The organism is [Erwinia] mediterraneensis, from assembly GCF_900604315.1.
In the GTDB taxonomy this organism is placed as follows: Bacteria; Pseudomonadota; Gammaproteobacteria; order Enterobacterales; family Enterobacteriaceae; genus Pantoea; species Pantoea mediterraneensis_A.
The window spans coordinates 1491307-1504407 of sequence record NZ_LR026978.1 but is presented as its reverse complement, the minus strand read 5'-3'; the positions used below and the strand labels follow the sequence as shown (position 1 = coordinate 1504407).

The 13101-nt window shown below is 55.7% G+C and carries 9 protein-coding genes; 2 read left to right on the top strand and 7 right to left on the bottom strand.

Features of this window, described 5'->3' with window-relative positions; genetic code table 11:
- Positions 1 to 38: 38 nt before the first annotated feature.
- The 5 genes from mnmG to ravA all read right to left on the bottom strand — a co-directional run bounded on the left by mnmG (position 39) and on the right by ravA (position 6500).
- A complete protein-coding gene (mnmG, locus tag E0E17_RS07090) occupies positions 39 to 1928 on the bottom strand; it encodes a tRNA uridine-5-carboxymethylaminomethyl(34) synthesis enzyme MnmG (protein ID WP_130832858.1) in 1890 nt (629 codons plus the stop codon).
- A gap of 441 nt (positions 1929 to 2369) precedes the next feature.
- On the bottom strand, positions 2370 to 2810 hold the full coding sequence (gene mioC, locus E0E17_RS07080) for an FMN-binding protein MioC (RefSeq protein ID WP_130832856.1): 441 nt from the start codon (positions 2808 to 2810) through the stop codon (positions 2370 to 2372).
- Positions 2811 to 2963: 153 nt separating this feature from the next.
- Entirely contained in the window at positions 2964 to 3425 is a 462-nt protein-coding gene (gene asnC, locus E0E17_RS07075) for a transcriptional regulator AsnC (protein ID WP_017349378.1), read from the bottom strand.
- A 121-nt stretch (positions 3426 to 3546) separates the two neighbouring features.
- On the bottom strand, positions 3547 to 5007 hold the full coding sequence (gene viaA, locus E0E17_RS07070) for an ATPase RavA stimulator ViaA (protein WP_130832854.1): 1461 nt from the start codon (positions 5005 to 5007) through the stop codon (positions 3547 to 3549).
- Entirely contained in the window at positions 5004 to 6500 is a 1497-nt protein-coding gene (gene ravA, locus E0E17_RS07065) for an ATPase RavA (protein ID WP_130835483.1), read from the bottom strand. The genes viaA and ravA overlap by 4 nt, the downstream gene beginning before the upstream one ends.
- A gap of 287 nt (positions 6501 to 6787) precedes the next feature.
- Between ravA and kup the strand changes: the two genes are divergently transcribed.
- Entirely contained in the window at positions 6788 to 8656 is a 1869-nt protein-coding gene (gene kup / locus E0E17_RS07060) for a low affinity potassium transporter Kup (RefSeq protein ID WP_130832852.1), read from the top strand.
- 47 nt (positions 8657 to 8703) lie between these two features.
- Here the strand turns inward: kup and lsrK are convergent, their stop codons facing one another.
- Entirely contained in the window at positions 8704 to 10296 is a 1593-nt protein-coding gene (lsrK, locus tag E0E17_RS07055) for an autoinducer-2 kinase (protein ID WP_130832850.1), read from the bottom strand.
- 61 nt (positions 10297 to 10357) lie between these two features.
- Positions 10358 to 11329, bottom strand: a complete 972-nt coding sequence (gene lsrR, locus E0E17_RS07050) for a transcriptional regulator LsrR (RefSeq protein ID WP_130832848.1) — start codon at positions 11327 to 11329, stop codon at positions 10358 to 10360.
- 219 nt (positions 11330 to 11548) lie between these two features.
- Here lsrR and lsrA point away from each other — a divergent pair, with 219 nt between their 5' ends.
- Complete coding sequence (lsrA, locus tag E0E17_RS07045) at positions 11549 to 13099, top strand: autoinducer 2 ABC transporter ATP-binding protein LsrA (RefSeq protein ID WP_130832846.1); 1551 nt, start codon at positions 11549 to 11551, stop codon at positions 13097 to 13099.
- The last annotated feature ends 2 nt before the right edge of the window (positions 13100 to 13101 follow it).

The window sequence follows — 13101 nt, the reverse complement described above, 5'->3', positions numbered from 1 at the left end:
CCAGTCAGCGTGGGCGGGTCTCCCCGCCCCGTTTCAGATCAGGCACTTTTGCGCAGCAGGCCTTGTTTCTTCAGATAAATCAGTAAAATAGAGATAGCGGCAGGCGTGATACCCGAAATACGCGACGCCTGACCGATTGAGCTGGGTTTATGATCGTTCAGCTTGGCAATCACCTCATTGGAGAGGCCGCTAACCTGACGATAATCCAAATCCACAGGCAGTAACGTATTTTCGTTGCGCTGCTGGCGATCAATCTCTTCCTGCTGACGCGCAATGTACCCCTCATACTTTACCTGAATCTCTACCTGCTCCGCTGCCTGAGCGTCGTCTAGTCCCGGGCCGAACGAATTCAACGTGGTAAGCTGCGCATAAGTCAGTTCCGGACGACGCAGCAGATCTTCACCGCTGGCTTCTTTGGTCAGGCTGGCGCTCAGCAGGGCGTTCACCTCTGCCACATGCTCTGATTTGGGGTGTACCCAGATATCACGCAGGCGCTGACGTTCCTGTTCAATCGCTTCCAGTTTCTGATTAAAGCGCGCCCAGCGAGCATCGTCCACCAGACCCAGCGCACGGCCCGTTTCGGTCAGGCGCAGATCGGCATTGTCTTCACGCAGCATCAGACGATATTCAGCACGCGAGGTAAACATGCGGTATGGCTCTTTGGTGCCCAGGGTGCAAAGATCGTCTACCAGTACGCCGATATAGGCCTGATCGCGACGCGGCGCCCAGCCTTTCTGATCGGCGGCCAGACGGGCGGCATTCAGACCCGCCAGCAGGCCCTGCGCAGCGGCCTCTTCATAACCTGTGGTGCCGTTGATTTGTCCGGCAAAGAACAGACCCTGAATATATTTGCTTTCCAGCGTCGGCTTCAGATCGCGTGGATCGAAGAAGTCATACTCAATGGCGTAGCCTGGACGGACGATCTTCGCATTTTCCAGCCCTTTCATTGAGCGCACGATCTGCATCTGCACATCAAACGGCAGGCTGGTTGAAATACCGTTCGGGTAAATTTCGTTGCTGGTCAGCCCTTCCGGCTCCAGGAAGATCTGATGCGCGTTGCGATCGGCAAAACGCATCACTTTATCTTCGATCGAAGGGCAGTAGCGCGGACCGATCCCTTCGATGATCCCGGCATACATCGGGCTGCGATCCAGGTTATTCCGGATCACCTCATGGGTTTGCTCGTTGGTATGGGTGATCCAGCAGGGCACCTGCTGCGGATGCTGCGAGGCATCGCTCATAAACGAGAAGACCGGCGCTGGCGTATCGCCATGCTGAGGCGTCAGAACACTGAAATCGATGGTGCGCGCGTCAATACGCGGTGGCGTACCTGTTTTCAGTCGGCTGACACGCAACGGCAGCGCACGCAGACGGTGAGCCAGCGGAATGGACGGGGGATCGCCTGCGCGTCCACCGCTGTAGTTATCCAGACCGATATGAATTTTGCCATCAAGGAAAGTCCCGACGGTCAGTACGACAGATTTGGCGCGGAACTTCAGGCCCATCTGCGTCACTGCACCCACCACACGATCGTTCTCAACGATCAGATCCTCAACGGCCTGCTGGAAGATCATCAGATTAGGCTGGTTCTCCAGTGCGGTACGTACCGCCTGGCGATAGAGTACGCGATCGGCCTGTGCGCGGGTCGCCCGGACGGCCGGACCTTTGCTGCCGTTTAGTATCCTGAACTGAATACCGGCTTTGTCTATCGCGGCAGCCATCAGGCCGCCCAGGGCATCCACTTCCTTGACCAGGTGTCCTTTGCCAATGCCACCAATGGCCGGGTTACACGACATTTGCCCCAGCGTATCGATGTTATGGGTGAGTAACAGGGTTTGCTGACCCATTCGGGCAGCGGCCATCGCGGCTTCTGTTCCCGCATGACCACCACCGATAATGATGACGTCAAAAGGATCTGGATAGAACATGGAAAGGTACCTCGTTAATGGACGGTCAGGGATCGTTGTCCTGGGCGGTGGATTCTACTGAAATTCTGTCTGCGGTGAAAGCGGCGGGATCCTGCGCTTTAAAAGAAAGGATCTTTATATTTTATGTATGATCTTCTGTTAGATCTCTTATTAGGATCGCCCTTGCCTGTGGATAACCGCGAAATCAGTCTAAAAAGCAAAGCCTTGGTCAGGATCGCTTGCTGTGAATGATCGGTGATCCGGATCCGTATAAGCTGGGATCAAAACTGGAAGTTATACACAGGGCAAAAAAGGAGCTGCGGTTGTTATCTGGATAACTACCGGTTATCAGCATCAATTCAGCCTGTTTATCCACAGGCTGCGGCATCCGAAACGGCATAAAACAGGGTATTTCACTGGGGATCCGCAAAAATTCCCGATCCCCTGCCAGAAAGGATCCGCCTATAACAACGATTTCCAGGTCATGATCCATTCCTCTGCTGGATCTTCCGGGATCTCATGTTCCAGGACATTAATTTCCAGCCGCTCGCCAATTCGCGTAGCGCCACAGTCGACCAGCAAGGTTTCCAGCGCTTTGATAGCTCCGCAAAAGATATCGTATTCGCGGTTACCGATACCGATCGCCCCAAAACGCACCCCTGAGAGATCGGGCTGACGTGCCTGAATCGCCTCATAAAAGGGCAGCAGATTGTCCGGTAGTTCACCTGCTCCGTGCGTTGAGCTCACAATCAGCCAGATACCTTCCAGTGGCACCTCATCCAGTTCTGGCCCGTGCAGCATGTGCGTAGAAAAACCCGCTTCCTGTAGCTTTTCTTCCAGATGTTCCGCTACGTATTCGGCGCTGCCCAGCGTACTGCCGCTGATTAATGTAATGTCGGCCATGAGGATCTCCCGGGGCTAAAGGCAAGCATTGTACGCTGTGATCAAGCCGTGATCCACCTGTGGAAAACCCGATTAAGAAAAAGAAGAGATCCACGCCAGGCAAAGCTGGCCAGCGGATCTGTCCGGGATAAGTTTGTGCACAACGTGAAACGATTAAGGCTTGATGGTGCGCATAATCGGGTTCTGCAGCGAGATAAGGGTTTCGGTGGACTGAATTTCGTCAATGGTCTGGATCTTGTTGATCAACACCTGCTGCAGGGCATCAATAGAGCGGCACATCACTTTAATAAAAATGCTGTAGTGACCGGTGGTATACCAGGCTTCTACCACCTCATCCAGCGCTTCCAGCTTGCTGAGCGCTGCCGGATAATCGCGGGCGCTTTTTAAAATAATGCCAATAAAACAGCAGACATCAAAACCCAGCTGACGCGGATCGATATCTACCCGCGTCCCCAAAATAATGCCGGCCTGCTTCATCTTTTCGACCCGCACATGAATGGTGCCGGGGCTGACATTGAATTGCTTGGCCAGTTCAGCATAGGCAGTACGCGCGTTTTCCAGCAGGGCGTTAAGGATGCCGCGATCAAGGTTATCGAGTTGTAATTGCTCAGCCATGCTGATCCCCGTGTCTTCGTCTGTAGAGTTAAAAATAGGGTGAATGTGCTGCAAAATGCCGGGATTGACAATGTGCAGGTGTGCAGCAAAACGACCATGCCGATCAACATAAAAACATGGCTCAGTGGCGCCAGCGGCGCTGCAAACGACTCTTCAGTCCGGTATCGAAGCGCCAGATATGGTCGAAGATCGGCAGGATGCCGGGTTTGCCATGCGCTGACATCGCCACGGCATGAAAGCGGTGCTGATAATGGTGCTGGCGATGCCTGATGGCATTGATCGTCTCTTCCGGCAGGCGTTGGGCAATAAAATCAGAAATGATCACCGCATCCGCTTCCTGCCACATCGCTCCTTCCATGCGTGCCACCACGGCGTTCAGGCAGGCTGCCAGATCGGTACCGCCGCGGAAACGCTGTCCAAGAAAACGGATCGCCTGTTCCAGCCCGCTGTCAGCGCTCAGCTCATAACCCACGATATTATGAGAAAATAACATGACATAGCAGCGTCGCCGATCGGTCAGCGCCACTTTTAACAGTGCCAGGCAAAAAGCTTTCGCGCAGCGCTCGTTAAAACCGCCCATTGAACCCGAGGTATCAACGCAGACCATAAAAGGGCCGCGTGGCTGTGAGGCATGCTGTTGATAGCTGGCCGGACGCCGGGTGACTTTTTCATGCCAGGCGTCCCCCTGCAAGCGGTAGGTCAACAGACGTTTCTCTACCAGCCGACGGTAAAATTCCAGTTCCAGCTCACTGATGCCGAGTGCGGCCAGCTCTGGCGGCAACAGGCGCAGCACATCATCGCTCTGATGAATGGCATTAATCTCTTCCGGTACCCGGGCGGGATCACGCACTTGCTGACGTAGTTCGTCCGGCTGCGCCAGCTGCGACGGGATCGCTTTTGCCTCACGGCTGCGTCCGAGCTGCTGTGCCAGCGCCATCAGTTCCGGCTGCTGCGCAAGAAAATCACCGTACCGGACCATCAGCTGATAATCCTCATATTGCAACGGTGCCTTGCTCATATCCCACAGCCGACCGGCAGCGGTGTCATCATCTTCGCACAGAATCGGTGCCAGCTGACCGCTGAGCGCCATACGCTGCTGGAGTTCCGCCAGCAGCCGCTCGCGTTGCTGTTCCAGTAACTGCTGGTTGAGCGTCAGGGTTTGCAGCGTCAGGCTGAGCCGCCAGCGTTGCAGAAATAACGTATGTTGCGCCGGACTGAGTGTGCGGGCATCGGCATAACGCAGCAGCTTATGCGCCTCAGCTAAAAAAGGCGATGGCAGGCGTTCCAGCGTGGCCATGATCGCAGGCAACTGCTGATTAAATTCCCGATCGCTGAGCAGTTGCGAGCGCTGGAAAAGGGTAAACTCCTCAAGCAGCGCGGCAGGCACCGGCGTCACGTGTAGTTGAGTGATGATCTCCGATTTCCAGCGTGGCACTTCCTGCATCAGCGCATGCTTCATGCGTGGAAATTTTTCAAAGAACAGCGCCAGCTGTGGCGAAGCAAGCAGGACAACAATCAGCTCATCAACCAGATCCGTTCCGCTGATGGACAGCAGGGCACTGAGGGTGTCCAGCGGGATCATTTTCGCGCCTGTTTCAACTGCTCTGCGACATCCTGCAGGCTACTTTCAATACGCGCCAGCCACTCATCGCCGATAAACAGACAACGCTGGTGCTGGCTGAAGCGGGCACGCTGCGTATGTAGCTGATTTTCCAGGGCATCCAGCGCCTCAATGATCTCATCAGGCAACGCACTGTTCTCAGGAACGCCCGGCAGCGCCAGACGCGTTGACTGCAGACTGATGTCGCGCAACGCCAGACAGTTCTGACTATCAACCACCAGATCCAGCGTCTGGGCAAAGCCGATGCCGTTCAGCTTGCCACGAATCTCGCTGCCTTTTTGTAACCAGTGGCTGAGCGCCTCGCGGCTGACCTCAATGTGCATGACCTGGATATCGTGCAACACCAGAGGTTGCTGCAACATCAATGTCAGCTGCTCATCCTGCAGGTTTTCCGGCAGTTCAAAATGGGGCTTGCGGCTGAATATTCCACTGTGCTTTTCCAGCGTAATCGCCCGGGTTACGCTTTGCTGCTGTTGCAATACCAGGCGCCGCGCGTTGATTTGCTGCAGTCTGATCAGCATTGGCAGCTGTTGCCAGGCCTGTTGGGTCATCAGGGTATCGATTTCCCGATCGAGCAACTGCATCGAGGCCACATCGTGCCACAGGCAATCTTTCAGCAGGATCAGATCTACCGGAGCAATGGCGGTCCGCCCGCTGTAAAAGGCGCTGGCCTGCAGCAGATGGATCGCTTTTTTCCAGCGGCGGTCAGAAATGTAGGGGGCGGCAGGCAAGCTTTCCAGCTGCTGACGCAACTGATAAATCAGCTCAAAGACTTCATCAGGCAAGCTGATGCGGGCGATCCCTTTTTGCCACTGCTGATATTCTTCATCAGTGATACGCAGCGCATCCGGCACCGGATTGCTGTTTTCATCCTGCTGGTGGATCAGCATGCTGCGGAAATTTTGCTTGTCATGCACATTATCGAGCCAGAGACGGATCAGCATGCGATCGTACAGCGCTTCCAGACCACTTTCCGCCTCGGGCAGTTCATTGGAGGCAGTGATTAGCAAACGCATCGGAATCACCTGTTCGTCATCGCCATTGCGAAAGCGGCGCTCATTCACGGCAGTTAACAGGGTGTTGAGAATGGCCGGGCCAGCTTTCCAGATCTCATCCAGAAAAACGATTTCCGCATCGGGCAGATAGCCTTTGGTCAGGCGCAGATAGCGACCTTCATCTTTCAGCGCCTGGATAGAGAGCGGGCCAAATACCTCTTCCGGAGTAGAGAAACGCGTCATCAGATATTCAAAAGCGCGCGCGTGGTGGAAGGCGTATTTCAGGCGGCGGGCTATCAGACTCTTGGCGATCCCTGGCGGTCCCAGCAGGAATACGCTCTCGCCACACAGAACCGCCAGTAAGCACAGGCGAATCGCATGATGCCGTTCATACAAGCCTTTTTCTAATGCATTGCTGAGGCGAGAAATTCTTTCTGCCAAAAGGTGGGGTTGAGCCATAATCATTTTATCGTCCCTCAGATTCTGGTGCCGTCGCGTTTTGGCAATCGCTTACTCTACTGATTCTCAGACGAGAATGGGTTGATACGTGTCAGCTTTTTTGTCTCAGAATGTTGAAAGAATTTTCTGAGTAGCCTGTGTCTGTTTCGCTTTCATACCGATTTCTGATGTCCGCTCTGGCGGGCAAAGCGATTTGTTTTTCAGGAAACAGAGGCATACTGTGCTTCTTTTAAAAGCAATGAGCGGTGGGCTCTCTTTTGCCGTCAGCTCCAACAAAAGACGATTCTATGAGTTCGGATAACAAGCAGTCTCTCGGTGCTGTAACGCTGGCCGCGATTGGTGTGGTATACGGGGATATTGGTACCAGTCCACTCTATACGCTGCGTGAATGTCTTTCCGGCCAGTTTGGTTTTGGCGTAGAACCTGAAGCGGTGTATGGCTTTCTTTCGCTGATTTTTTGGCTGTTGGTACTGGTCGTGTCGCTAAAGTACATCAGCTACGTGATGCGCGCTGATAATGCAGGCGAAGGGGGCATCTTAACGCTGATGTCGCTGGCCGGACGCAATACCGGCGCGCGGGCGACGGCCATATTGTTGATTATGGGACTGACGGGGGGCAGCTTTTTCTACGGTGAAGTGGTGATCACGCCGGCAATTTCGGTGCTATCGGCCATGGAAGGACTGGAAATTGCCGCGCCTGCGCTCGATCACTGGATTGTGCCGCTGTCGGTGGCGGTGCTGACCCTGCTGTTTGCCATTCAGAAACAGGGTACCGGTCTGGTCGGCAAGCTGTTCGCGCCGGTTATGCTGCTGTGGTTTCTCGTTCTGGCGCTGCTGGGCATCAACAGCATCATCAGGAATCCGCAGGTGCTGCAGGCGCTGAATCCGGCCTGGGCCGCTGACTTTTTCCTCCACTACAAAACTGTCTCTTTCTTCGCGCTCGGCGCGGTGGTGCTGGCCATTACAGGCGTGGAAGCGCTCTATGCCGATATGGGGCATTTCGGCAAATTTCCCATCCGTCTGGCCTGGTTTTGCGTCGTGCTCCCGGCGCTGGTACTGAACTATTTTGGTCAGGGCGCGCTGTTGTTAGCGCATCCGGAAACTATCAAAAACCCCTTTTTCCTGCTGGCGCCCGACTGGGCGTTGATACCGCTGCTGATTCTGGCGACGCTGGCAACGGTGATTGCCTCGCAGGCGGTGATTTCAGGTGTCTTCTCCCTGACGCGTCAGGCAGTACGTCTGGGCTATCTACCGCCTATGCGCATTATTCATACCTCAGAGAGAGAGTCGGGCCAGATTTATATCCCTTTCATTAACTGGCTGCTCTATTTTGCCGTGCTGATTGTGATTGTCAGCTTTGAACACTCAAGCAATCTGGCGGCGGCGTACGGCATTGCGGTGACCGGAACCATGGTGCTGACCTCCCTGCTTTCCTGCACCGTAGCGCGAAAAAACTGGCACTGGAACAAGTTAACGGTCGCGGCGATTTTAGGGCTGATGCTGTGCATTGATCTGCCGCTGTTCTCGGCGAACCTGATCAAACTCTTCTCCGGAGGCTGGTTACCTATCTGCCTGGGGCTGATAATGTTCCTGGTTATGACCACCTGGAAAAGCGAGCGTTTTCGGCTGCTGCGTCGCCTGAATGAACATGGCAACTCGCTGGAGGCGATGATCGTTTCACTGGAGAAAGCCCCGCCGGTGCGGGTGCCGGGCACGGCGGTTTATATGTCACGCGCGCTGAAGGTGATTCCTTTTGCGCTGCTGCATAATCTCAAGCACAACAAAGTGCTGCATGAGCGCGTGGTTTTGCTGACGCTGCGTACGGAAGACGCGCCTTATGTACATAATGTGCATCGGGTAGCGATAGAGCAACTGTCGCCGACCTTCTGGCGCGTGGTCGCCAGCTATGGCTGGCATGAGACGCCCAATGTGGAAGAGATTTTTCAGCGCTGTGGCCTGGAAGGGCTGAACTGTCGCATGAGCGAAACCTCGTTCTTTATGTCGCACGAATCGCTGATTCTGGGCCAGCGCCCCTGGTATTTGCGTCTGCGCGGCAAACTGTTTATGGCGCTGCAGCGTAACGCGCTGCGGGCGCCGGATCAGTTTGCCATCCCACCCAATCGCGTGATCGAGCTCGGGACGCAGGTTAAAATTTAATCTGCCTGGCCACCGGGGACGGCCCGGCAGCGGTTTAACGGGGCGCTTCAGAGGCCGGGCGCTTTCCACATTGATGTCGTCAGCTTGCGATCCACCAGGCCAAGCTGATCGGCATAAACCTGCTGCCAGGCCGCTTTCTGTTGCAAATAGGCCTGATGGCGTTGTGCATCCGGGACATATTCACGCTCCCAGCGCACCAGCGCCTCGCCCGTTTCTGCCAGTGATGGATAGATCCCGGCGGCAACGCCCGCGGCAATGGCGCAGCCGAGAGCAGTCGCCTCCTTCACTTCCGGCACTTTTACCGGCACGCCGGTCACATCACACAGGATCTGGCTCCACAGTTTCCCTTTTGCGCCACCGCCCGCAAATACCAGCGCTGCGGCGCGCACGCCGGAAAACTCCGCGATCAAATCGAGATTGCAGGCTGACACGATCGCCGCATTCTCCTCCAGCGCACGGAACAGTGTCTGCTTGTTACATTTTTCAGGATCTATGGATAAATTGATGAACGAGGGCGCGGCGTGATACCAGTTTTTGAAATGCATCGCGTCAGAGAAAATAGGCATGATGCCCCAGGCACCTGCGGGTACGCGGGCCGCCATCTCTTCCAGTAAGCTGTAGGTATCCACTCCCAGCCGCTGTGACAGTAATTTCTCTTCTGAGCAGAAGGCATCGCGAAACCAGCGCATGGTCAGGCCGGTAAAGAAGCTGATGGATTCAGCTTGCGCCATGCCGGGGATGACGTGCGGATTAATGCGAATATTCATCTCCGGGTCGGTAATGATCTGCGGAAGGTTGACGACCTGTTGCCAGAAGGTCCCGCCCAGCACGGCAGTTTGTCCGGCACGTACAATGCCCAGCCCCAGGGTGCCAAGCTGCACATCGCCGCCGCCCATGCCAACCGGCGTTCCGGCTTTTAATCCCGACGCCTCTGCGGCCTGCGCTGTCACTGCGCCGAGCCGGCTGCCGGTTTCCACCACCGGCGACAGAATATCGGACCGCAAGCCCGCCAGAGAGAGCAGTTCAGGGCTCCAGTTGCGTGTCGCCAGATCGAGCATGCCGGTAGTGCCAGCGTTGGAGGGATCAACCGCGAGTTCGCCACTCAGCATAAAGGCTAGCCAGTCGCTGATCATGGTGAGCGTTGCCGCCTGACGATAAATATCAGGGCGATGATGTGCCAGCCACAGCAGACGGGGAATCGCGCTCAGCGCCAGCGTCTGACCGGAACGGCTGTACACTTCCTGTTCAAACTGGCCGTCGTGAATGGTTTTAAGCTCTGCGACTTCGTCACCAGCGCGGGCATCAACGTTGGCGCAGGCCCAGATGGGATGGCCCGTTTTATCGTAAAGTACGATCCCTTCGCGCATGGAGCAGGTAGAAACGGCACGAATAGCCGACGCCGGGATCTGCGCCTGCTGCAGGGCCTGACGAATACACTGACAGGTCAGCTGCCAGTTTTTTTCCAGATCAAACTCCATCGATCCCGGCACATCGGCCACGGCAAGATGATGCCATTCCGCCTGGCCGACAGCGAGTTGCTCGCCTTCGGTGTTAAAAATAACGGCACGAATACTGCCGGTACCTGCATCCAGCGCCAGCAGGCACTCCCTGTTATCAGGTGCGGTGAGATCTCTGCTCATCGTGTTGCCTCATGAATGTGCATTGTCAGTCAGGGTTCTGACACGTCTCACCGCCTGCGTGTCAGTCAAGCAGCGCCAGCATCGCCTGCGCTGTGCTCTCTTCAGTGACCAGAGCGTTAATACGTCGCCCCTGTAAAGCTGCAACAATCGCTTCTGCCTTTTCTACGCCACCGGCGACACCCACTACCGTCGGGATTAACCGTAGTTCATCCGGTGAAAGCGCGACAAGCTCGTCGTGAATCGGTAAATGCTCAACCGGCTCACCATTACGTTGCATGAAATAGCCCAGGACATCTCCGACCGCGCCTTTACGGCTAAAAAGCTGCTGTTCTCCCTCGCTGATATAGCCAGAACGCAGAATAGTGGCTTGTAGCTTCTGATTCAGTGAGCCAATACCCACTATCGCCACATCAGCGGCGCTGGCGGTAAGCATGACGTCCCGGACGCTGCTCTCCTGGCGAAAAATGGCCGCGACCGTGGCTGACGAGGTGCGTAACGGCGCCGGAATAATGCTGACGCCGCAGGCCGTATCCAGCTGACCGATGCCGCGCATATAGGTGCCGACGCCGCCCGACAGCGTCACCAGGGAGAGGCCCTGCGAACCAATAAACCCGCTTAAATGCTGTAGCGTGCTCATCGCCGCTTCGCCAAAGCCAATCCCCAACAGCTGGTCCGGTTTAAGCAGGTTCATCAGCAGATGCGCCGCTCCGATACCCAGCCGTTCATTTATGTTGCTGTCGGTGTGTGGCAGGACGCGTACCTGTTGCAGGCCAAAACGCTGAAGCAATGCATCTTCCAGATGGAGGCACCCTTCATAACGGGAGTTGATCTGCACGCGAATTACGCCAGACTGCCGTCCTTTCTCCAGCAGGCGGCACACTTTCAGCCGGGTCAGGCCAAGACGATCACCGATTTCATTCTGCGTTAAGCCGTCGTGGTAATAAAACCAGGCCGTACGTGCCAGCAACTCTTCTTCGTTCATGGCATGCTCTGCGTAAGCGATCGGGGCCGTCATTCGATTTTTTTCACTCATTCTGAACACTTATAAGTTATGGAATGAAATGTTCCATCGCCTGTATCAGGGATTGTGAGCAGGACGACAAATTGCGCGTCAACTACAGGCTTTTATCATACTGGCCTAAAACAATTGATTGAAGTGTGATCGCGCCATGAGTTTTCTCATTCACTGCAGTCTAGCTTTTGAACACTATTGAAAACAGAGTGAAAAAGTTCAACACCGGAGAGGCGCAGCATGACGAGGTATCGCCCGCAACAGCCCGCAACCCGTACAGAACAGCCTCTACTGGAGGTACGGGAATTGTGTAAAGCCTGGTCTGGCGTACCGGTGCTGAAGAATGTTCACTTCACTCTGCAGGCAGGGGAAATCCATGCCTTGCTGGGCGGTAATGGCGCGGGAAAATCGACGCTGATGAAGATCATTGCGGGTGTGGAGATGGCAGACAGCGGCTCTCTCTGGCTCAACGGCGCCTTGTTGCCGCCGCTTACGCCCGCCCGAGCGCAACAGGCTGGTATCTATCTGGTGCCGCAGGAGCCGCTGCTGTTTCCCGGTCTGACGGTAAAAGAGAATATCCTGTTCCGTCTGAAAGGCGAGCAGGCGCGGGAGGAGCGGCTGTTACAGCATCTGCAGGCGCTGGGCCATCACTTACCGCTGGATGCGCTGGCAGGCACGCTGGAGGTGGCCGATCAGCAGATGGTGGAAATACTGCGCGGTCTGATGCGTGAAGCGCGTCTGCTTATTCTGGATGAACCCACGGCTTCACTGACGCCTGCGGAGTCCGGACGGTTGTTTACGCGCGTACGGCAGCTGGCCGCTCAGGGGGTAGGAATTATTTTTATCTCGCATAAACTGCCGGAAATTCGCCAGCTGGCCCATCGCATCAGCGTATTGCGTGATGGTGCCATTGCGCTTACCGGCGCGCTTGAGCGACTCAAGGATGAGACGCTGCTCGAGGCCATGATGCCGCCTGCGCAGGCAGGCGTGCTGTCAGCCACACAAAAACTCTGGCTGGAATTGCCTTCTGCGCGGCCCGTGTCGGAGCAAGGTGAAGAGCGGCTGCGTATTGATAACCTGACCGGCGAAGGGTTCCGTAACATCAGTTTTACCCTCAGAGCCGGGGAAATTACGGCTCTTGCTGGCGTGGTGGGTGCCGGACGAACTGAGCTGGCAGAAACGCTGTATGGCTTACGCCCGGTTGAACAGGGGCAAATCTGGCTGGGGCAGCAGAACATTACCCACGCCAGCCCGGCGCAACGTCTGCAACAGGGGCTGGTGTATCTGCCGGAAGATCGTCAGGCGTCGGGCTTATATCTTGATGCACCGTTACGCTGGAATATCACCGCGTTAACCTTTAATCGTCAGGGTGAATGGCTGCAGACGTCACGCGAAAATGCACTGCTGGTACGCTATCAACGGGCGCTGGGGATCGCCTTTCATGACGGCAATCAACCTGCCCGTACGCTGTCCGGCGGTAACCAGCAGAAGCTGCTGATAGCCAAATGTCTCGAAGCTAATCCCAACGTTCTGATCGTCGATGAACCGACGCGTGGGGTAGATGTCGCTGCCCGCGCTGACATTTATCAACTCTTACGCAGCATTGTGCAGCAACAGGTGGCGGTATTGATGATCTCTTCCGATCTGGATGAAGTTGTGGCGCTGGCCGATCGCGTTATCGTGATGCATCAGGGCGAAAGCGGAGAGGCGCTGCTCGGGGAGGCGATCAATGTTAACCATATTATGCAGCAGGCCTTTGGCCACGCCGCCTCTGTGACGACAGGAGAGTGACG

Excerpts from the sequence above, each read along its gene's own strand:
- kup (WP_130832852.1), top strand. The coding sequence starts at position 6,788 with ATGAGTTCGGATAACAAGCAGTCTCTCGGTGCTGTAACGCTGGCCGCG.
- lsrR (WP_130832848.1), bottom strand. The coding sequence starts at position 11,329 with ATGAGTGAAAAAAATCGAATGACGGCCCCGATCGCTTACGCAGAGCAT.
- lsrK (WP_130832850.1), bottom strand. The coding sequence starts at position 10,296 with ATGAGCAGAGATCTCACCGCACCTGATAACAGGGAGTGCCTGCTGGCG.
- mnmG (WP_130832858.1), bottom strand. The coding sequence starts at position 1,928 with ATGTTCTATCCAGATCCTTTTGACGTCATCATTATCGGTGGTGGTCAT.
- mioC (WP_130832856.1), bottom strand. The coding sequence starts at position 2,810 with ATGGCCGACATTACATTAATCAGCGGCAGTACGCTGGGCAGCGCCGAA.
- ravA (WP_130835483.1), bottom strand. The coding sequence starts at position 6,500 with ATGGCTCAACCCCACCTTTTGGCAGAAAGAATTTCTCGCCTCAGCAAT.
- lsrA (WP_130832846.1), top strand. The coding sequence starts at position 11,549 with ATGACGAGGTATCGCCCGCAACAGCCCGCAACCCGTACAGAACAGCCT.
- viaA (WP_130832854.1), bottom strand. The coding sequence starts at position 5,007 with ATGATCCCGCTGGACACCCTCAGTGCCCTGCTGTCCATCAGCGGAACG.
- asnC (WP_017349378.1), bottom strand. The coding sequence starts at position 3,425 with ATGGCTGAGCAATTACAACTCGATAACCTTGATCGCGGCATCCTTAAC.